This window comes from Arenibacter flavimaris, from assembly GCF_030291335.1.
Lineage (GTDB): Bacteria > Bacteroidota > Bacteroidia > Flavobacteriales > Flavobacteriaceae > Arenibacter.
Map to the genome: position 1 here is coordinate 54,600 of NZ_JASWIM010000002.1, position 20,443 is coordinate 75,042.

The window sequence follows — 20,443 nt, forward strand, 5'->3', positions numbered from 1 at the left end:
CATTTTTATTGTTATTCCCAAAAGCTATCGGTGGTATTTTCCGAAAATTTGGTTTCGATATGATGTTCTAAAATAAATTGCAATTGTTGTTCGGTAGCCATCTTCTGAATTTCATTGAACAGTACCCGTTCCTCAAATCTGATATGTTGTTCCAATTCTTCCTCTATACGGTTTAAGGACTTATTTAATTCAGTGGTGCTTTTGAAAAGGCGATCCAGTCTTCTGTGTTGTGCCACTGCTTTTTTTACCATTGCGTTGTCTTTTCCGAGAATAGGGAAAAGGTGTTTTTCCTCCTCTTCAAAATGGGGAGCCAAATAGGTGGTATAAAACCAATCAACGTAAGTCTTTATACGTTTTGTGGATACTCCTTTGGAGAGACCGGTCCTAATTTTCCATGACAACAATAAACCTTGATGGTGTTCCCTGCTCAAAGGTTGTATAGCTTTGTGTCTTTTTATAGGTTTAACTTTCATATCAAGATGTTTTAGTATGGTTAAGCTCAAATTTTAAGGTCACCCTGTGGGTGTTCCTGTACAGGAGAGGCCTCGGTTTTTATGGCCAATAAGGTGCAGCGAGGGGGATTTTTAAGATAATGTGCCACACCTTAATGGTTATAAAATTGGGCCGCTGGGGGATTTGGTTACAGTTGTTTTTTTGGTAAGCTTTAAGCGCGTAATTCTTTTTCCAAGGCAATGGCCTTTGGAAAGAGAATATTATTTTCCAAATGGATATGCCTGTGTAAATCCTCTTCAAACTCCTTTAGAAGGGAAAAGGTTACTCTATAGGTGTTGCAGGCATCGGCAGGTGGGTTATAATTATTGCTCAACTCTTCTATGAGCCTAAATCGGTCCCCTTCGTTCTCATGTTCCTGCATCATCATTTGAATTGGATTTTGTATGGTGCCAAAATGCTGTTCAGCAGGGGCTTGGCCGTATTGTTTGTTCTGAACCATTTTACGTACGGCAGGGAAGACGATCAGTTCCTCTTTTTTCATATGCATGGCCAGTTCTCCTGCGCATTTGTTGAAATGTTCCGTAATTTCATAAAGTTCTGGATGTCGGTCTCCATGGACTCGGCATAGTTTGGCCAGATATTGATTTAGTATCGGAATTTGTGCCTCCACATATCTATGGTGTTTTTTCTCTATATAGTCTGCCAATAGATCCAGGGGCCAAGTTTTAAAATCGATATTGTTTTCATTGGTTTGGTGCTGCACCGTTTCAATTTCCTGTAAAAGGAGAGTGGCGTCCAGTTTATATTTTTCGGCCACTTCTACAATACTCCGGTTTCCCTTGCAGCAAAAATCTATTTTGTGATTTTTGAATACTTGTGCCGTACGGTAGTTTTCTGCAACTATTTCACCAATATTTTTGGTCATTAAATTTTCCATAGTAATTATTTTTTGAAATTTATAATTGAATCTGTTGCCATTATGGCAACCGCTTTAAAATCCTTCAATACGGTAAGGCTATGTTCCAATCCTGCCGGAACCAGCATAGTGGACCCTTTCTTTAAGACGTACTCCTTATACTCGGTTTTAAGAATGGCTTTACCCTCTTGAACAACAATGACCGCTTCGTGCGAACTGTTGTGCTCGGGCATACCCATATCCTTCAAGGCCTCAATTTGCAGTATTTTGAGCTTTTCACCTACTTGTAGATGCGTCAACTGTGGTGTGTTCAGTACTTGCATAATGTTCATTTTTATGGTTAATTCCCCAATTTTGTTTTTCCGTTTCTGTCCATAGACTTGGAAAGAATTTGCGTTGCTGATATTTTGGATGGAGGTATTTTTTCCAATCCGAACCACCAGTAGCCTGCTTGTTTTCACCTTTTTTGTCCAAATAGTATTCGGCGGTGCTCAAATGAACCATGGGCCAATCTATATTGTATAATTTATCAAAGGTGCGAAGTCTGTTTCTCAATGCATCTGGAACATAGGGCAGTTGGTCCATTTTGTCTTCCAAGGTATTGCCCGCTACGGTTTTGGCGGTTTGCGCCAAGGCTGGTAGGTATTTCTCCTCAAAAAGTTGAAGTGTCAAACTTTTTTTGCCGGTTCTGGGGTCCGTTCCGGCATCTTTCCAATAAATATGTTCAAAACATTCCTCCAAATTTGGATTGTTGGAGCCTTCTTTTTTATATCTATGGCCAGTTAGGTTTACCAAGGAAGTACAATGCAATTCAATAAACCGGAATTGTGCGGATTGAAAACCACTCGCAGGGGTTAGGGTTTTACGAAAGGTATTGTAATCTTCATAGTCCATTCCTACCTTCATAATATCAAAGGAATTGATCAGCATGGAAGTGTAATGGTTAAGTCGGTCCACTTTATTGATTAAATAGGCCGTAGTAGGCCCTTTTTCATCCACTATCTGCTGTAATTCATGCAGCATCATTTTAAGGTACAATTCTGTTACTTGGTGGTACATGATAAAAATGGACTCATCTTTAAAATTGGTCCGTGGTCTTTGCAGCGAAAGCAGGGTTTCCACCTCTACATAATCCCAATATGTGATAGGTTTTGCGTGAAGAAGGCCCTCCAGATAGGTGTCTGGATTTTCTCCAAGGGATCGGTATTTTTCAACAAGTTTATCGGTGATGTTTAACATGTAAGTGTTGTTATGGATTTTATGATTTTATAGATAAGCTGTTTCGTTCATAATTTATATAAGGAGTTTAATACCTTTTTATCGTTTATTGTGGTAAATTTTTATCTTTTTAAGTGGGTTAGACCTATATCCAGTCCTGTAGCCAATTCGTACAGGCTTGTATTTTGCAGCATCATTTTTAGATTCTCCCTGATGCCTACAAATTTATCATGTACAGGACAAGGTTGTGTGGCATCACATTGTTTCAGACCCAGACCACAGCCAACGAATATATTGTCGCCATCTATGGCATGTACAATATCGTGTAATTTAATAGTGTCTATTTTCGATTCCTCGATTTCAAAGCCACCTATTGGGCCCTTATGGGAATCAATAATTCCACTTTTAGCCAAGGATTGCAATATTTTTGCGGTAAATGCTACCGGAGAATTTACCTCTTCCGCAATCTCTTTAAGGCTTACACGCGTGTGTCTCATAGATTTTACGGCTATGTATATAGTAGCTTTTATTCCGTATTCGCAAGCCTTTGAAAACATATTAATGCTATATTAAATCAATACAAATATAATTCTTATTCTTATTTCGGACAAATTTATCTTAAATAAAATTTGGCACCATTTTTTAGTGTGGGGCATAGGGTTTTGGATGTCAATGCTCCCCGTACCCAATATCATCCATTTTGCCCTTAAATACCCTATATTGAATAAATACATAGGCTATTAACAGTATAAAGGCAATTATAAACCAATTTATTCCCACCGAAAGTCCGTATTCATCTGCCGCTACATTGTAAACTGTCAAGGATGGATTTATAGAATTGGTAGACGGCAGAAGCTTGGGAAAAATAGATGCCGCGGTAGAGGCAAAGCCGCCCAGAATGAACAAGGAGGAGAATATAAATCCTATTCCGTCCTTTTTAAAGGCCTTTACCCAAAAGAGTCCAACTAGACCTATAAGGGTCAATATAGGAAAAATCCATAGCCATGGCGTTTCAATAAAATTGAGGAAAGGCTTGGGCGCTATAACGTGCCATACCACAAGGGAGAGGATTACCAACGCCAACAGGACAAAATTGAGCCGAAAGATAACGGTCCTCAATTTGTCGTTGAGGTCCGAATTGGTCTTGTAGATAACCCAATTGGCACCATGGATGGTTAGGGTGACCACTCCCACCAGACCCAGTAAAATGGTAAACCAATCAATAATTCCTAAATGTGCAGCCGTTGGACTAAAAGTAGGATTCCATAAGGGGAGAAAAAAATAGTGGGCTTCGTGGGCGGAGACGCCATTTTCTACCATTCCCAAATTTACGCCCCGTACAACATTGCCCAAGGCTATGCCAAAGAAAAGGGCCAATAGAAAGCTGGCAATTCCAAAAGCCTTGTCCCATACGGTCTCCCATAATCGGTGGTGTATTTGACCCCGTAGTTCAAGTCCAATGGCCCTGAAGATCAGCAACCAAAGAATCATGATCAACGGTAGGTAAAACCCACTAAAGGAAGAGGCATATAAGGTAGGGAAGGCAAAGAAAAGAACACCTCCGGAGGCGATGAGCCAGACCTCGTTGGCATCCCAAAAAGGGCCAATGGCATTGGTAATGGCTTTCTTGTCCTTTTCTTTTTTTGCGAAAAATAGATGTACTATTCCCGCTCCAAAATCATAACCATCCAAGACGACATAAATGGCCAACATACTCATTAAAACTATATACCAGAATATTTCCATAATTAAGCTTCAGTAGTTACAGGTCCTTTATTTATAATTTTACCTACCAATATCAAAAATAGCATCCCCAACAATAGATATAATCCAATAAATCCCAATAAGGTGAACAATGTATTTCCAGAGGATACTGTTGGGGAAATTCCTTCCGAAGTGCGCAATAGGTTATATACCAACCAGGGCTGTCTCCCCAATTCTGCGGTATACCATCCGGTGGTATTGGCAATATAGGGAAAGGGAAGGAAGAACAGCAGGGACCACAAAATCCACTTGGTGGCGTATAATTTTTTACGCCATAACTGAATGGCTCCCGCCGCCATTAGCGCTATGAATAGGGTACCCAGTCCTACCATTATGTGATAGGCGTAATATAGGCCCGGAATATTGGTGGGATAGTTTTCCGGTTCAAATTCATTTAATCCTTTCACTTCCGCATCCCATTTTTTGTAGGTTAAAAAACTCAATATATTGGGGACCGCAATTTTATTGTCCAATTTTTTATCAACCACATTGGGTTGCCCGATCAATACAATTTCCGACCCCCCGTCCTGGGTTTCAAATAGCCCTTCCATGGCAGCGAAGGTAACCGGCTGATGCTCCACCACATTTTTCGCTGCCCAATCTCCCGTAGGAAAGGCTACCAATACCGAGGACACAAGCCCGAAGACGACCCCGGTTTTAACAAATAACTTACCGAAGCTACTATGTCTGTTGTTCAAAATATAAAAGGCCCCAATGGAAGCCATTACAAAAGATGCGGTAACCAAACTGGCCAATTGATTGTGCAAATAGGAGGGTAAAAGCCAAGGGTTTGAAAATAGGGCAGTAAAATTATTCAATACAAATTTGCCATTGCTCAATATTTCATATCCTACCGGATGCTGCATCCAGGAATGGGTGGCAATAATTAAAAAGCCACTGGCCCAGGAACCCAGAAACACCAAGAAACCTGTTACAAAATGTAATTTGTGCCCCAATAATTTCTCACCGAACAAAAATAGCCCCAAAAAGGAGGATTCCAGGAAAAAAGAGAACATCCCTTCCATGGCCAAGGTCTGCCCAATGATTCCCCCGGTCAATTCGGAAAATTTGGCCCAATTGGTCCCAAATTGAAATTCCATTGGTATTCCGGTAACGACCCCCATGGCAAAATTAAGCGCGAAGATCCGCATCCAAAATTTGGCGGCATCATTGTAATGGCCTACTTGGGTTCTAAGAAATTTCCATTTAAAATAGACAATGATCAGGGAAAGACCCATGGTAAGTTGTGGAAACAAATAGTGGAAGGTGATAGTAAAGGCAAATTGCATTCTATCATAAAAGAGCATATCCTCCATGAAAAAAACTTAAGGTTTAATTTAAGTTTAAAATTAAACAACTAAAAATGAAATTGGGTAACACAGGTTACATTATTGCTTATTTAAATTGAATAAAAACAAATAGGTGCATTACCTGACAATTGTCATCTTTATATCTATTCAATATGTATTATATTTGTCCTGTATTTTAAATATGGCCGTCTTTTATCATGGAGCCTGCCTTAATTTAAAAATTGATAATGAAACATTTAGTCCTATTTGTTGCGATAATTATGCTGATAAAGCCACTATGGCCTTTAGCGGAATATGCAGTAAATTACGATTATATTGTTGAGAATCTTTGCGAAAATAGGGCTACCCCTTCCTTACATTGTGATGGTAAATGTTACTTGGCCAAACAATTGGCCAAAGAATCGGAGGGAAGCGATAAAAACCCGTTTGAGGGCAAACGGTTCAATTTTGAAATACAGTACAATTCTCCGTTCGACCCTTTATTCGTTCTTGGATCGGTCAATGAATACGATTTTACAGTACAAAATAATTATAAGGGAATCCAAACTTTAATTCCCGCTCTATATACTACAGATATTGCACAGCCACCAGAGCTGGGATAATTCAATCATCGCCATAGGGAATTGGGCTCGGTCCAATACCTCTACAAGGCTTATGGCGTCTTAAAGGAATTGTATTATCTAAATAAATCAAATGAACATTTTTAAATGTGTCCATAAGGTATACCTAATACTTATGGAAACTGGCAGACCTATTAATTATTGGGTTTTGTTATTGGGGATTTGTATTTTCCCCATAGACATTGGCGCGCAGGAATTGGTTTTGCAAAGGGATTCGGTCATAACCATTAATTTGGACGAAGTAATCCTAATTTCGGCCAGAAAGGCTTTGGATTACCATCGGCAGCCCAAACCCCTTTCCACTTTGGACGAGTATCTGGAATCCTCTAAAAAAGTAGATATGGTGAAACGGGGAGCATATGCCTGGGAACCAACTTTGAACAATATGTTTTCGGAACGTCTTTCGGTAACTATTGACGGAATGAAGATCTTTGGGGCATGTACCGATAAAATGGATCCAGTTACCTCCTATGTGGATGTGTCCAACCTATCGCAGGCGCATATAGCGTCCGGTCAGCAAGGTACCGAACATGGAAATACCATCGGTGGAGCCATTAATTTGGAGCTGGATCGTGGTAATTTTAAGGATACGGGCCTTTATGGTGGAGTGGAGACAGGTTTTGAGAGCAACAACCAAATGGGGGTTGTTGGGGCAGAACTTAATTATTCGAATCCCAATTTCTATGTGGATACGGATATTATTTATCGCAAAGCGGAAAATTATTTTGCAGGGGGCGATCAGGAAGTGGATTTCTCCCAGTTTGAAAAATATAATTTTTCGGCCAATGGGGGTTATAAAATTGCCGAAGATCAAGCCCTGACCGCGAGTCTTATTTACGATGAAGCAAGGGATGTAGGTTATCCGGCACTGACTATGGATGTTTCCTTGGCAAGGGCCATTATTGCATCGGTGGGTTTTGAACAGAATACCTTATGGGGCAGTTTACGTAATTGGAAATCCAAGTTGTATTTTAATAAGGTAACCCATGTCATGGACGATACCAAAAGGCCAGATGTACCCATCCACATGGATATGCCGGGTTGGAGCGATACTTATGGATTTTATACCCAAGCAGCACTACAGGCCAAAAAACATCAATTGTTATTTAAGGTAGATGGGTATTACAACAAATCATTGGCAGAAATGACAATGTACCCCAATGACCCTAATGAATTGCCCATGTTTATGCTTACTTGGCCCGATGTTCGTACTGCGAATGGCGGAATCTATGCGGAAGATGAACTGGACCTAAATGGTAGTTTTCTTAAAATAGCGACCAGGATGACCGTTCAGAACCAAAATGTTGCAGACGAGTTTGGATTGAATAGTCTAAAGATTTTTTATCCGGAGATGGAGAAATCCAAAACGCGATTCCTAAAAAGTATTTCTGGGCAATGGCATAAAATGTGGATGCCATGGCATTTTAATGCGGGACTTTCCTATGGCGATAGGGCACCTTCCGTAACCGAAGGTTATGGGTTTTATTTGTTCAACAGCTTCGATAACCATGATTATATTGGGGATCCGGAACTTGCCAATGAAAAGTCCATGGAGGCCAATGCCAAGATCTCTTGGGAAAAATCCAAGCTAAAGCTAAGTGCCGAGGCCAATTATTTCCATATCGCCGATTATATCATTGGGGAAATTGATCCTTCCCTGAGTGTGATGACCATAGGAGCGGAAGGGGTAAAGATCTACAAGAACCTGGAGTATGCCAATTTGTTCAACACATCCTTGGATTTGGAATACGCCATTCTGCCAGAACTGAAATGGTCCGGGTTGATTTCCTATCATCGTGGTACCGACAATAATGGGGGAAACATACCCTTTATAAGTCCATTTTCCTACCGCTCAGGGTTTCAATTTGACAATAGGTCGTTCTCGGCAGCCCTAAGGGTTACCGGTGCAGGAAAACAAGTGAACTATAACCCGGAATTCGGGGAAGATCAAACAAAGGCCTATACGGTGTGTTCCTTGACCTTTGGGAAGACCTTTAATTTTAACAACGATTCCATGTACGCGAAGTTCGGGGTTGAGAATATTTTTGATGAAAACTACTCCACCTATACCGATTGGAAAAACATTCCGCGTATGGGGCGAAACTTCTTTTTAACACTTTCTTATTCAATTAATTAAATAAAAATAAACTTATGAAAACAATAAAACTAGGTCTAATAACATTTATAGCCGCCATAGGGCTGTCATCCTGTTCATCAGATGGGGACGATTCACCTAAAAACGAAATTGATCCTTTGGCAGAATTTAATTTAGTAACAAATATTACGGCCAATGGCCATAGTTTGGAGCTGTATTCCGAAGAAAAAACCGGCTTTACAACTGGGTACAATGAACTTTTTGTACGTATAAAGAATACTGCCGATGATACTTATTATGCCAATCCGGAAATTACCTGGTTGCCCGTAATGCATATGATGAGCATGAACCATTCCTGTCCAATATCCGAACTAAACATTACGGATGATTATGACACGGTGGCCAAAGGGTATATTGTATTCCAGATGCCTGGTAATGCAGATGAATTCTGGGACATAACTTTCACCTACACGGTAGCGGGACAGGAATTTTCGGTAACGGAAACCATAGATGTTACAGCACCAAGTGATGGCAAGCAAACGGTTTCTTCTTTTATGGGTAGTGATGAAACGAGGTATGTCTTGGCCATGGTTGAACCGACCGATCCTGAAGTTGCCGTTAACGATATAGAGGCCCTGCTTTATAAAATGGACAGTATGATGAGCTTTTCCCATGTGGAAAACTATTCGGTAGCACTTGATCCGCGAATGCCAGGTATGGGTAACCACAGTTCCCCCAACAATGAGGATTTAACCTATGATGCGGCTTCCAAATCCTATAAGGGTAAGTTGTCCTTGACCATGACAGGGTATTGGAAATTAAATCTAAAACTGTTGAACAGTACTGGAGAGGTGTTAAAAGGGGAAGATATTACCGAAGAAAACGAGGCAAGTAGTTTATACTTTGAATTGGAATTCTAGATAGTATTTTATCATATAAAAAAGGCTGCCCAATGAGGCAGCCTTTTTGTTTGTGAATTATTTTTCCTTAAAATTTGTAGCGGACAAAAGCTTCCATGGCAGCGTAATGCGCCAAGCCCAATTCATCGTATTTGGTAGCCGTTTCCTTGTTCCTGTCCTCTGCACGTTGCCAGAATTCCCGGGTATCCGAACCTTGGAATACCACTCCGTCTTTTTGGGATTGGTGCTTGAAAATTCCATAGCGCTTGGCCAAAACCTGACTCGGACTCATAGGGACGGCCATTTCAATATCCTCTATATCCCATTCTTGCCAAGCTCCTCGGTACAACCATACCCAACAATCCTTCATATAGGGTTTGGGCTTAAGTCTTTTTAGAGCCTCAAAAACAATGTCCAAACACACCTTGTGGGTGCCATGTGGATCTGCCAAATCACCTGCAGCATATATTTGGTGTGGTTTAATTTTTTCGATCAAATCCATGGTGATTTTAATATCTTCCTCTCCTGGAGGATTCTTTTCAATAGTACCGGTTTCATAGAAGGGCAGATCGTTAAAGTGTATCTGCTCGTCCGTAAGTCCAACGTAATAACTCGTTGCCCTGGCCTCACTTCTGCGGATAAGACCTTTGATGTTTCTTACCTCTTCGATATCTATTTCACTGGTTTTTTTGTTCTTGATGAACTCTGTAGCCTTTTTGTATATCTCAATGGATTTTCTATTGTCCAGTCCAAAGGAACGGTTGTAATCTATCACGAAATCCGAGAATCTCAAGGCTTCGTCATCTGCTACCGCTATATTCCCGGAAGTCTGATAAGCCACATGTACCTCATGGCCCTGGTTTTGCAGGCGCATGAACGTACCCCCCATACTAATGATGTCATCATCTGGGTGCGGACTAAAAATAAGTACGCGTTTTTTTGCCGGATTTGCTCTTTCCGGTCTATTGCTGTCATCGGCGTGGGGTTTACCTCCTGGCCAACCGGTAATGGTGTGTTGTAGTTTGTTGAAAATCCTGATGTTAATATCGTAGGCATCCCCGACTTCGGTCAACAAATCGCTCATACCGTTTTCTATATAGTCGGCCTCTGTTAACATCAATACCGGTTTCTCCAATCTTAAGGCAAGACCCACAACGGCCTTCTTGATCATTTTTTCATCCCATTCCACTTTCTCAACAATCCAGGGGGTACTTATTCTGGTAAGTTTTGAGGAGGAACCTTTGTCAAGGATAAACACACTATTTGGATGCTCCTGTAGATAGGATGCCGGTACCTGTTCGGTTATAGGACCCTCGGCAGAAGCCTTAATGATTGAGGATTTCCCTTCTCCCCATGCCATAAGGATAACTTGCTTGGCCTGCATTATTTGCTTTATTCCCAGCGTTATGGCCGTTTTGGGAGTATTGTATAAGCCTTGAAAATCTTTACTCGCGGCAACCCTTGTAATATGGTCCAGGGTAACCAGCCTGGTTTTGGAATTGGGAAGGGAACCTGATTCGTTGAAACCAATATGCCCATTGCCACCAATACCTAAGACTTGAAGGTCTATCCCGCCCAAAGCGTCTATTTTGGCTTCATACTCCTTACAATAATCGGCAATATCCTTTTTTGCCAATGTTCCATCGGGTATGTGATAATTCCCAGGTTCTATGTCCACATGGTTAAAGAGCAATTCCTTCATAAAACGCACATAACTTTGTATGGCGTCCGGTTCCATTGGGTAATATTCATCCAAGTTGAAGGCTATCACATTTTTGAAACTGAGGTTTTCTTCCTTGTGCAATCGTACGAGTTCGGCGTACATCCTTTTTGGAGTGGAACCAGTAGCGAGTCCAAGGACGCACATCTCCTTGGCTTTCTGTTTTTTCTTGATCAATGTCGCTATTTCAGCTGCCGCTGCCTTGGATGCAACCTCGGAAGACTCGAAGATGACCGTGTTGATTTTTTCAAACCGTTTTTCAAAACTGGTAACCTTGTCGATTTTACTTTTAATCATGGAGAGCTAAATTTTTGTTCATTTTTGGTTGAATCGATAAAAGTAGTACAAAGTATTTAAATGCCTAAATAAGATAAGGAATTTTAATCAAGTTTAAGAATAAAATATATTTTGTGATACTTTTTTAATCTTTCCCAAAATGGTCGGTGCAATACTTTTAAAATTAATATCTTGGTAAATTATTTAGTTGACAGAACAGCTGGTTTAAAATAATTTAGTTGCATTGCTGCCTACGGGGTAATGCTTTATTTATAAAAATAGTATTAATGAGTTTAACTTTGGAAAATACATGGAGATGGTACGGACCTAAAGATCCTGTGTCATTATTGGATATTAAACAGTCCGGGGCCACAGGGGTGGTTACGGCACTGCATCATATTCCAAATGGGGAAATTTGGCCTGTGGATGAAATTAAAAAGAGAAAATCGGAGATAGAAGCGGTGGGCCTGACCTGGTCTGTGGTGGAAAGTGTTCCCATCCATGAAAGTATTAAGACACAACAGGGCGGTTTCCAGAAGTATGTGGAAAATTATAAGACAACCATTGGCAATCTGGGATCATGTGGGATTGATACTATTTGTTACAATTTTATGCCCGTATTGGATTGGACACGTACCAACCTCGATTATGAGTTGGAGGACGGGTCCACGGCTTTGAGGTTTGAAAAGGACGCCTTTGCGGCTTTTGAACTTTTCTTATTGAAGCGCCCAGGTGCTGAAAAGTCCTATACCCCGGAAGAGCAGAAAGCGGCCAGGGAATATTTGGAAAAAACGTCGGAGAAGGATCAAAAAAAATTGGTCAAGAATATAATAGCCGGACTTCCTGGGGCGGAAGAAGGATATAGTTTAAAGGAGTTCAATCAGATTTTGGCAACCTATGACCATATTGGAGCCAAGGAACTTAAGAAGCACCTGTTCTCCTTTCTGGAAAGTATAATTCCAATTGCCGAAAAAGCAGGGGTACGTATGTGCATACATCCAGATGATCCACCTTATCCAATCTTGGGATTACCAAGGGTAGTTAGTACGGAGCAGGATATTCTTGATCTCTATAAGGCGGTGGATAGTCCCAACAACGGTCTCACCTTTTGTACCGGATCCTTTGGAGTTAGAGCGGACAATGATTTGGTGGGTATGGTGAAGCGCTTGGGGCATCGTATACACTTTATGCACCTGAGGAGTACGCAGCGAGATGAAAAAGGTAATTTTCACGAGGCCGATCATTTGGCCGGGGATGTAGATATGTATGGGGTGCTAAAAGCCCTGGTGGAAGAACAGCTAAAGAGGAGTGCTGCAGGAAGAAAAGATCTTCGAATGCCCATGCGTCCGGATCATGGCCATAAAATGTTGGATGACCTTAGGAAGAAAACCAACCCAGGTTATTCTGCTATAGGAAGACTTAGGGGCCTAGCAGAGTTAAGGGGGCTGGAATTGGGAATAAGGAGATCCCTATAACAAATAGACCTTCCTCTCTAGGGAAAACAATATGTAGAAATCTAAAAAAAACCTCTGATTACCAGAAATCAGAGGTTTTTCTTTTACAATACCGAACTAGGTAGGCAGACGATGGATGCTTTTACTAGTTCCGAATTCTTTTGATAAGAGCCAATGTTTCCCTTACCGATTTCTCCAGGGCACTGTAATCCCTGTTTTCCACCACTGTTTTGCTAATTAGATTGGAACCCATGCCTACACAGGTAACCCCTGCATTGAACCAACCTTTTAAATTGGATTCTTCCAAGGTTACACCGCCTGTCGGCATCACACTGGTCCATGGTTGAGGTCCTTTAATGGCTTTTACAAAATCTGGTCCGAAATTGGCTCCAGGGAATAATTTAATAATTTCACAGCCTAATTCCTCGGCTTTGTTAATTTCTGTCAAAGACCCACATCCAGGGCTCCATAATACTTTTCTTCTATTACAGACCATGGCAATATCTTCGCGTAAGGAGGGGGTTACAATAAAATTGGCACCCATTTGCATATAAAGGGAAGCTGCTGCTGCATCGGTAACAGATCCTACCCCAACGGCCATTTCCGGTAATTCCTTAATGACGTATTTTTGGAGTTCAGCAAATACTTCGTGGGCGAAATCCCCACGCGCGGTGAACTCTATTAATCTTGCACCGCCGTTGTAACATGCTTTTAATATTTTTTTTCCTAATTCCACATCCGGATGATAGAACAGGGGTACAAGTCCCGTTTCTTTCATCAATGCAGCTACTTCAATTCTAGAAAATTGTGACATATGGATATTCTTGTTTTATCTGCTTACTTTCCCAGAGGAATTTCCTCCTGCCAATTGCTCAATTTCTTCAAGGGTGGCCAAGTTGAAATCGCCCGTAATCGTATGCTTAATACAGCAGGCGGCCGCGGCAAAGTCGATGGTTTGTTGATTGTCTATTTTGTCCTGTAGGAGGCCATATATTAGGCCTCCCATAAAGGCATCGCCACTTCCTACCCGGTCTACGACAGGGGTTACCTCCCTTATTTTAGCATAATGTATTTTTTTGCCATCATATAAGATACCGCCAATTTTCTGGTGGGAAGCATTTACTGAATAACGCAAGGTGGTGGCCACATATTTTAGGTTCGGGGAGCCTTTGTAAAGAAGGTCGTACAGTTCGGGTAAAGAGTCCATATCCTGATAGTCCGGATCTTGTTTTTCTTGCCCTGTCATAAAAAAGGCCGTATCCAAATCCCCTAAGATTACATTGCTGTACTTTAAGAGTTCAGGCATAATCTCTTTTGGTTCTTTTCCGTATTTCCACAGTTTGGATCGATAATTTAAATCGGATGAAATAGTGATTCCCATTTCACTGGCAGCTTTGACAGCTTCCAAGCAAACGGCAGCCGCATTATTGGAAATGGCAGGGGTTACCCCGCTCCAGTGAAACCAATTGGCATCCTTAAATACTGTTTTCCAGTCTATGGTGTTTGGTTCCATTTCGGCGATGGCACTATTGGCCCTGTCGTATACTACCTTACTTCCACGGGTACCGGCACCTGTTTCCAAAAAATAAATGCCCAGTCGGTCTCCTCCAAACTGAATATTGGTGGTGCCCACATTGTGCTTTCTGATTTCCTGTAGGGCACATTCGCCTATATCGTTCTTAGGCAAACGGGTAACGAATTCGGCATCAAAACCATAATTGGCCAAGGATACTGCTACGTTAAACTCACCGCCTCCATAAGTGGCGTTAAAATTGGTGGCCTGTGAAAACCGAAGGTGTCTTTCGGTAGACAGTCTTAATAGGATCTCCCCGAAAGTGATGACTTTCTTCATACTAATTTTTTTGTTTGCTCGATAAATGTACCAAAGTAAAACGAAAACCCGAAAAGAAAATACATTTAGGTATTTATAACTATTATACTATTTTTTGTTTAAGGATTGATCTTGAATGTTAAATAAAAGTATAAACAGGGGGCTGGTTAAAGAAAAATGCATCAATTTGCGAATTTCCTACCAACTTGGAATGCTGATCGATAACTGAAATATTACTGGGATATGACCTTGAAAAAATATAGGAATTCCTAAATTATACATTATTATAGAACCAATGAAAACAATAGCTTTAGCTTTTTGCTGCCTGTTTATTTTTGAAGGCTGTGCTTCCCAATCCTCTCCTGAACTGATCAACTCCGAAATGGAGGTTGTTACTTCCGAAACCTTGAGGTACTATCTTTATTACCCAGAGAATTATGAGGTAAATTCGGAGGAAAAATTCCCCCTATTGCTTTTTTTGCATGGCGGGGGTGAATCCGGGGGAAATTTAAAATCCGTAAAGGGAAATGGGCCTCCAAAACTTATTGCCGGGGGCAAGAAATTCCCTTTTCTAATCTTGGCCCCACAGAATCCGGAAGAAAAAATGTGGTGGAACACCAGGGCCGTACATCAACTTTTGGATAGTATTATTGCTACCAATAAAGTGGACGAGAATAGAATATACCTTACCGGCCTCAGTAGAGGAGGGGGTGCAGCCTGGGAAATGGCGGTCCAATATCCGGATAAATTTGCCGCTTTGGCCGTGGTTTGTGGAATGACTCCGGTTCCTTATGCCTCATGGATAAACAAAAATATGCCCATCCGGGTCTTTCATGGCGACCAGGACAAGTCGATCCCCATATCTGAATCCATCGAAATGGTTGCTAAATTAAAGGAAATGGGATACCATGTGGATTTGACCATTTACAAAGGGGTAGGTCATAATGCCTGGGACAGGACCTATGCGAATAATGGGCTTTACGATTGGTTTTTGGCACAGAAAAAAGGAGGGGCTGTTGAAAATTAACAGTTTCATGGGTGTAGAACTTTGTTTAATTCTGGGATAATTGTATGCAATTGTTGTATTTTTCAAGCCTGAACAATATTTGCATTTTATGACCCGTAATATGTGCCTTAGGCTTTCTTTTTGTAATCTATTTTTATTGTTGGCAATGATCCTATTTTCCTGTTCCGATATAAAAGGGCAGAAAAGCGACCATAAATATACCAATGACCTCATTCATGAAACTAGTCCATATTTATTACAGCATGCCCATAATCCGGTAAACTGGCGGCCTTGGAGTCCAAGTGCCTTGGAAGAAGCTAAAAAAGAGGATAAGTTGGTATTGGTAAGTGTTGGTTATTCTTCCTGTCATTGGTGCCACGTAATGGAAGAAGAGACTTTTGAAGATGAGGAAGTGGCCAAATTGATGAATGAAAACTTTATTAATATCAAGGTAGATAGGGAGGAGAGACCAGATGTGGATCATGTTTATATGACTGCCCTGCAACTTATTAAAGGGAATGGAGGTTGGCCTTTGAACGTTATTACCCTACCCAATGGAAAACCTATTTATGGGGGTACTTACCATACCAAGGAACAATGGAGCAAGGTCTTGTCTGAAGTTAGCAAGCTCTATAAGGATGACCCCAAGAAAGCCAATGAGTATGCCGATATGGTGGCCCAAGGTATACAGGAAGTAAATATTATACAGCCGGTCTCGGACTTGGGCATGTTGACGCCGGAGGTCCTTAAAAATAGTGTTGATAAATGGAAGGATAACTGGGACCTAAAATGGGGAGGAAATAAAGGATCACAAAAATTCATGATCCCTGTGAATCTGGATTTTTTGTTGGATTATGCCGTTTTAACAGAGGATCGGGATGCCATGGATTTTGTTAAGACTACATTGGATAGGATTGCTTGGGGAGGCGTCTACGATCATATAGCTGGCGGATTCTATAGATATAGTACCGATGCGCAATGGAAGGTGCCGCATTTTGAGAAAATGCTTTATGACAATGCCCAATTATTGAGCCTTTACTCCAAGGCATATAAGGTATATGGAGAACCGATGTATAGGAAAGTTGTGGAAGAAACCATTGCTTTTTTGGATAGGGAAATGAAAAACCAGGATGGCGGTTATTATGCGGCCATTGATGCCGATAGCGAAGGGGAGGAAGGTAAATTTTATGTTTGGAAAGAAGAGGAGTTAAGGTCTGTTTTAGGGGCCGATTTTGAAATTTTTGCCAAATATTACAATATAAAGCGTTCCAATATCTGGGAAAATGATGCCTATGTGCTTTTTAGGACTTCAGGTGATGACGAATTTATAAAGGAACATGACATTTCTTTGGAAGAATGGGCGGTTTACCAGGAGCGCTGGCAAAAGAAAATATTGACTGCCAGGAACAAAAGGGTCAGGCCCAATACCGATGACAAGATCATTACCTCATGGAACGCCTTGCTGATCAATGGATTTGTGGATGCCTATAATGTTTTTAAGGATGCGGCCTATTTGGAAAAAGCCGAGGGGGTGTTCCGTTTTATTGAAAAGAATAGTCTGGACAAAGATCAGTTGATCCATACTTACAAAAAGGGCAGTAAAAAAAGCGATGGATTTTTGGAGGATTTTTCCTTTTTGGCCAATGCCTCTCTAAAACTCTACAGTACAACAATGTCCCCTTCCTATTTGGACTTTGCAAAAAAACTCAATCAAATTGCACAGGACAAATTTGCAGATGAAGAATCCGGGATGTACAGTTTTAACTCCAATGACGAATTAATTGCCAAAATAATTAAAACCGATGATGGGGTATTGCCATCGCCAAACGCTATGATGGCGGAGAATTTGTTTCTTCTGGGACATATAGATTACAATAAGGTAGCCACACTCAAAGCGCGGTCCATGCTTTCTTCCATGATTTCTGCCTTGGAGGAAAATGCCTATAATTATTCCAAATGGAACTCCCTCTTGCTGAAAACAGCCTATCCTTTTTATGAAATTGCGGTTGTTGGCGATGATGCCAAGATATTATTGTCCCAACTACAGCAACATAATTTGCCAAATACCTTAATTGTTGGCAGTGATAAAAACAGTGAATTACCTTTGTTTAAAGGGCGTTACGCGGACGACGGCACGTATATCTATGTTTGTCAGGACCATACGTGCAAACTTCCAGTGTCTACCGCAGAGGAAGCTTTGGAGCAATTGAAGAATTTTTAAGGATATGTTCCCCTTTAATAAAGGAAAGGATATCATTAAGATAGTCTGGAAATAAATTATGGCTCCATAATTTTTGTAATAACAATGCCATTAATATTTTGTCGGTTATCCATGGATTTGTGTCAAATTACATGAATTTTCAGGTTGTTCGGTCAAAAAATTTTAATTTAAACTTTTTTTAAACTTATCTTGAACCCCAAAATTAATTCTTCAAAGTATGCAGATAAAAGAATCTTCAACTATTTATGACGTAATCATAGTTGGATCGGGTGCCGGTGGAGGTATGGCAACAAAAGTATTGTCAGAGGCCGGACTAAAAGTGGCCGTGGTGGAAGCGGGTCCATTTTTTGATCCTAAGAACCCTGAACAGATCACACAGTTAAAATGGCCTTATGAATCACCGCGTAGAGGTGCCAGTACCACAAGGGCCTTTGGGGAATTTGATGCAGCTTATGGTGGTTGGGAAATTGATGGGGAACCCTATACCCAAAAAAATGGGTCAAAATTTTCGTGGTTTAGGTCGCGTATGTTAGGGGGTAGAACAAATCACTGGGGACGTATCTCCTTGCGTTTCAGTCAACGGGATTTTAAACACAAGGATATTGATGGTCTTGGGGAAAACTGGCCTATTGGCTATGAAGATGTAAAACCGTATTACGATAAGGTAGACAAGTTAATTGGTGTTTTTGGATCCAAAGAAGGTTTGGAAAACGAGCCGGACGGGTTTTTTCTTCCTGCTCCAAAACCTAGATTGCATGAGCTTTATTATATAGATGGGGCCAAGAAATCCAATATACCGGTCATCCCCTCAAGGATGTCCATGGTGACAAAAAAGATCAACAACGATCGCGGGGTCTGTTTTTATTGTGGACAATGCAGTAGGTCTTGTCAGATATATGCCGATTTTTCGTCGGGGAGCTGCTTAATTTTCCCTGCTCAAAAAAACGGAGGCCAAATAGACCTTTTTGTGAACGCAATGGTACGGGAGGTAACTACTAATGAGGAAGGTAAGGCCACCGGAGTGCTTTATGTGAACAAGGAGGATCGTAAGGAATATGGATTAAAGGGGAAAATTGTTGTGCTTGCCGCATCGGCCTGTAGTACTGCAAGAATCCTTTTAAATTCCAAAAGCAAGCAACACCCTGCTGGACTTGGAAACAGTAGCGGAGTGGTAGGGAAGTACCTTCACGACTCCACTGGGGGAGGAATGACCGGATTTGTCCCAGAACTGATGAATAGAAAGACGTACAACGAAGATGGTGTTGGAGGGATGCATGTATATACCCCTTGGTGGCTGGACAATAAGAAGCTCGATTTCGCCAGAGGTTATCATATAGAAATATGGGGTGGAATGGGGATGCCAAGCTACGGTTTCGGCTTTAATCCCAATGCCATGAATGAGTTCTTTGGCGAAAAAGTAGGTGGCTATGGCAATGTCCTTAGGGAGGATGTAAAGAAATATTACGGAGCAATGATCGGTTTTGCAGGACGTGGCGAATCTATAGCCATGGAAAGCAACTATTGTGAGATTGACCCGGGAAAGGTGGATGAATTTGGTATTCCAGTATTGCGCTTTAACTATCAGTGGTCCGATCACGAACGTTTACAAGCCAAGCACATGCAAGAAACCTTTGCGGAAATAATCCACAACATGGGCGGACAGGTCATAGGGAAACCGGCAGGAAAGGATCGGGATTACGGGTTGCTTAACCCAGGAGAAATAATCCACGAAGTAGGTACCACAAGGATGGGCGATAACCCTAGAACTTCTGTTGTAAATAAGTGGGAACAAATGCACGATGTGGATAATGTTTTTATAGTTGATGCAGGACCCTTTGTTTCCCAAGCGGATAAGAACCCTACTTGGACCATCCTGGCCCTGGCCTGGAGAACGTCCGATTATATAATTGAGCAATTGAAAAAACAAAATATCTAGTATTATGGATAGAAGAAAAAGTATAAAATCCATTATCCTTGGTGGTGTAGCGGGTGGATTGGCAATAAATGGATGTAAGCCGGGAACGGAAGGGGAGGCTGGAGCTGCAGAGGCCTTGGTACAGGAAGAAAAGCATTTCGGGAGGACTCCTGAGGAAAAGGAGCTGCTGAAAAAACTCTACGCGGAACAGTTTTTTAACGAACATGAAATGGCTACTTTAGGAGTGTTATGTGCCTTGATTTTACCTGCCAGCGGAACCTATGGTAGTGCTACCGATGCCGGAGTGCCCGATTTTATAGAATTTATGGCCAAAGATATCCCTGCCTATCAAACTCCACTGCAAGGTGGCCTAATGTGGTTGGACCACAAGAGCAATAAAGATTACGGAGTGGAATTTAAGTCCGCAACCGAAACTCAGCAAAAAGAGATTTTGGATGCCATTGCATTTCCGGACAAGGAAAATCCGACATATGAGCAACAATTCTTTTCCCTGGTTCGCAATTTAACCGTTACCGGATATTATACTTCAAAGGAAGGTATTGAAGCGTTGGGGTATAAAGGTAATTCCCCCAATGTTTGGGACGGGGTGCCGGAAGACGTTTTGGCAAAGCATGGAAAATCCTATGACCCTGAATGGATTGCCAAATGCGTGGACCAAAGTAAGCGCAACGATATGGCAGAATGGGATGACGAAGGTAATTTGTTGACTTAAAAATATTAAGTG

General features: G+C 41.3%; 18 protein-coding genes. 8 read left to right on the forward strand and 10 right to left on the reverse strand.

What is annotated here, in order from left to right; all coding sequences use genetic code 11:
* Nucleotides 1–11 precede the first annotated feature (11 nt).
* From QSE00_RS02335 to QSE00_RS02365, 7 genes are all read right to left on the reverse strand, one after another.
* Nucleotides 12–473, reverse strand: a complete 462-nt coding sequence (locus tag QSE00_RS02335) for a hemerythrin domain-containing protein (protein WP_110357373.1) — start codon at nt 471–473, stop codon at nt 12–14.
* Between the two features lie 191 nt (nt 474–664).
* Nucleotides 665–1,390 (reverse strand): iron-sulfur cluster repair di-iron protein, encoded by a 726-nt coding sequence (gene ric, locus QSE00_RS02340; RefSeq protein WP_286104744.1) that lies wholly within the window; start codon nt 1,388–1,390, stop codon nt 665–667.
* A gap of 5 nt (nt 1,391–1,395) precedes the next feature.
* Complete coding sequence (locus QSE00_RS02345; protein ID WP_286104745.1) at nt 1,396–1,692, reverse strand: cupin domain-containing protein; 297 nt, start codon at nt 1,690–1,692, stop codon at nt 1,396–1,398.
* On the reverse strand, nt 1,646–2,608 hold the full coding sequence (locus QSE00_RS02350; protein WP_286104746.1) for a tryptophan 2,3-dioxygenase family protein: 963 nt from the start codon (nt 2,606–2,608) through the stop codon (nt 1,646–1,648). Before QSE00_RS02350 ends, QSE00_RS02345 begins: the two co-directional genes overlap by 47 nt.
* A gap of 101 nt (nt 2,609–2,709) precedes the next feature.
* The gene (locus tag QSE00_RS02355; RefSeq protein WP_286104747.1) at nt 2,710–3,144 is read right to left on the reverse strand and encodes an RrF2 family transcriptional regulator; all 435 of its coding nucleotides are present in this window, start codon (nt 3,142–3,144) and stop codon (nt 2,710–2,712) included.
* Nucleotides 3,145–3,256: 112 nt separating this feature from the next.
* On the reverse strand, nt 3,257–4,333 hold the full coding sequence (gene cydB / locus QSE00_RS02360; protein ID WP_286104748.1) for a cytochrome d ubiquinol oxidase subunit II: 1,077 nt from the start codon (nt 4,331–4,333) through the stop codon (nt 3,257–3,259).
* Nucleotides 4,334–4,335: 2 nt separating this feature from the next.
* Nucleotides 4,336–5,667, reverse strand: a complete 1,332-nt coding sequence (locus QSE00_RS02365) for a cytochrome ubiquinol oxidase subunit I (protein WP_110357367.1) — start codon at nt 5,665–5,667, stop codon at nt 4,336–4,338.
* Between the two features lie 221 nt (nt 5,668–5,888).
* Between QSE00_RS02365 and QSE00_RS02370 the strand changes: the two genes are divergently transcribed.
* The 3 genes from QSE00_RS02370 to QSE00_RS02380 all read left to right on the forward strand — a co-directional run bounded on the left by QSE00_RS02370 (nt 5,889) and on the right by QSE00_RS02380 (nt 9,296).
* Nucleotides 5,889–6,263: a hypothetical protein gene (locus QSE00_RS02370; protein WP_146216346.1), complete on the forward strand. Its 375-nt coding sequence runs from the start codon at nt 5,889–5,891 to the stop codon at nt 6,261–6,263.
* A 91-nt stretch (nt 6,264–6,354) separates the two neighbouring features.
* Entirely contained in the window at nt 6,355–8,418 is a 2,064-nt protein-coding gene (locus QSE00_RS02375; RefSeq protein ID WP_286104749.1) for a TonB-copper family protein, read from the forward strand.
* Between the two features lie 14 nt (nt 8,419–8,432).
* A complete protein-coding gene (locus QSE00_RS02380) occupies nt 8,433–9,296 on the forward strand; it encodes a hypothetical protein (RefSeq protein WP_110357365.1) in 864 nt (287 codons plus the stop codon).
* A 67-nt stretch (nt 9,297–9,363) separates the two neighbouring features.
* Here QSE00_RS02380 and nagB read toward each other — a convergent pair whose 3' ends face one another.
* On the reverse strand, nt 9,364–11,292 hold the full coding sequence (gene nagB, locus QSE00_RS02385) for a glucosamine-6-phosphate deaminase (RefSeq protein ID WP_110356522.1): 1,929 nt from the start codon (nt 11,290–11,292) through the stop codon (nt 9,364–9,366).
* Between the two features lie 278 nt (nt 11,293–11,570).
* Between nagB and uxuA the strand changes: the two genes are divergently transcribed.
* Nucleotides 11,571–12,746: a mannonate dehydratase gene (gene uxuA / locus QSE00_RS02390; RefSeq protein WP_286104857.1), complete on the forward strand. Its 1,176-nt coding sequence runs from the start codon at nt 11,571–11,573 to the stop codon at nt 12,744–12,746.
* Between the two features lie 124 nt (nt 12,747–12,870).
* Here uxuA and QSE00_RS02395 read toward each other — a convergent pair whose 3' ends face one another.
* A complete protein-coding gene (locus QSE00_RS02395) occupies nt 12,871–13,539 on the reverse strand; it encodes a bifunctional 4-hydroxy-2-oxoglutarate aldolase/2-dehydro-3-deoxy-phosphogluconate aldolase (RefSeq protein WP_110356524.1) in 669 nt (222 codons plus the stop codon).
* A gap of 15 nt (nt 13,540–13,554) precedes the next feature.
* Nucleotides 13,555–14,577: a sugar kinase gene (locus QSE00_RS02400; protein WP_110356525.1), complete on the reverse strand. Its 1,023-nt coding sequence runs from the start codon at nt 14,575–14,577 to the stop codon at nt 13,555–13,557.
* A 274-nt stretch (nt 14,578–14,851) separates the two neighbouring features.
* On the opposite strand from QSE00_RS02400, the gene QSE00_RS02405 reads away from it, so the two are divergent.
* The 4 genes from QSE00_RS02405 to QSE00_RS02420 all read left to right on the forward strand — a co-directional run bounded on the left by QSE00_RS02405 (nt 14,852) and on the right by QSE00_RS02420 (nt 20,431).
* Nucleotides 14,852–15,583 carry a carboxylesterase family protein gene (locus QSE00_RS02405; RefSeq protein WP_110356526.1) on the forward strand — a complete coding sequence of 244 codons (732 nt, stop codon included), beginning with the start codon at nt 14,852–14,854 and terminating at the stop codon, nt 15,581–15,583.
* A gap of 88 nt (nt 15,584–15,671) precedes the next feature.
* On the forward strand, nt 15,672–17,783 hold the full coding sequence (locus QSE00_RS02410) for a thioredoxin domain-containing protein (RefSeq protein WP_286104750.1): 2,112 nt from the start codon (nt 15,672–15,674) through the stop codon (nt 17,781–17,783).
* Between the two features lie 217 nt (nt 17,784–18,000).
* Entirely contained in the window at nt 18,001–19,719 is a 1,719-nt protein-coding gene (locus QSE00_RS02415; protein ID WP_286104751.1) for a GMC family oxidoreductase, read from the forward strand.
* Nucleotides 19,720–19,723: 4 nt separating this feature from the next.
* A complete protein-coding gene (locus QSE00_RS02420) occupies nt 19,724–20,431 on the forward strand; it encodes a gluconate 2-dehydrogenase subunit 3 family protein (RefSeq protein ID WP_110356528.1) in 708 nt (235 codons plus the stop codon).
* Nucleotides 20,432–20,443 lie beyond the last annotated feature (12 nt).

Bases quoted from the DNA above. Each gene is read 5' to 3' on its own strand.
- QSE00_RS02335 (WP_110357373.1), bottom strand. From the start codon at position 473: ATGAAAGTTAAACCTATAAAAAGACACAAAGCTATACAACCTTTGAGC.
- ric (WP_286104744.1), bottom strand. From the start codon at position 1,390: ATGGAAAATTTAATGACCAAAAATATTGGTGAAATAGTTGCAGAAAAC.
- QSE00_RS02345 (WP_286104745.1), bottom strand. From the start codon at position 1,692: ATGCAAGTACTGAACACACCACAGTTGACGCATCTACAAGTAGGTGAA.
- QSE00_RS02350 (WP_286104746.1), bottom strand. From the start codon at position 2,608: ATGTTAAACATCACCGATAAACTTGTTGAAAAATACCGATCCCTTGGA.
- QSE00_RS02355 (WP_286104747.1), bottom strand. From the start codon at position 3,144: ATGTTTTCAAAGGCTTGCGAATACGGAATAAAAGCTACTATATACATA.
- cydB (WP_286104748.1), bottom strand. From the start codon at position 4,333: ATGGAAATATTCTGGTATATAGTTTTAATGAGTATGTTGGCCATTTAT.
- QSE00_RS02365 (WP_110357367.1), bottom strand. From the start codon at position 5,667: ATGGAGGATATGCTCTTTTATGATAGAATGCAATTTGCCTTTACTATC.
- QSE00_RS02370 (WP_146216346.1), top strand. From the start codon at position 5,889: ATGAAACATTTAGTCCTATTTGTTGCGATAATTATGCTGATAAAGCCA.
- QSE00_RS02375 (WP_286104749.1), top strand. From the start codon at position 6,355: ATGAACATTTTTAAATGTGTCCATAAGGTATACCTAATACTTATGGAA.
- QSE00_RS02380 (WP_110357365.1), top strand. From the start codon at position 8,433: ATGAAAACAATAAAACTAGGTCTAATAACATTTATAGCCGCCATAGGG.
- nagB (WP_110356522.1), bottom strand. From the start codon at position 11,292: ATGATTAAAAGTAAAATCGACAAGGTTACCAGTTTTGAAAAACGGTTT.
- QSE00_RS02395 (WP_110356524.1), bottom strand. From the start codon at position 13,539: ATGTCACAATTTTCTAGAATTGAAGTAGCTGCATTGATGAAAGAAACG.
- QSE00_RS02400 (WP_110356525.1), bottom strand. From the start codon at position 14,577: ATGAAGAAAGTCATCACTTTCGGGGAGATCCTATTAAGACTGTCTACC.
- QSE00_RS02405 (WP_110356526.1), top strand. From the start codon at position 14,852: ATGAAAACAATAGCTTTAGCTTTTTGCTGCCTGTTTATTTTTGAAGGC.
- QSE00_RS02410 (WP_286104750.1), top strand. From the start codon at position 15,672: ATGACCCGTAATATGTGCCTTAGGCTTTCTTTTTGTAATCTATTTTTA.
- QSE00_RS02415 (WP_286104751.1), top strand. From the start codon at position 18,001: ATGCAGATAAAAGAATCTTCAACTATTTATGACGTAATCATAGTTGGA.
- QSE00_RS02420 (WP_110356528.1), top strand. From the start codon at position 19,724: ATGGATAGAAGAAAAAGTATAAAATCCATTATCCTTGGTGGTGTAGCG.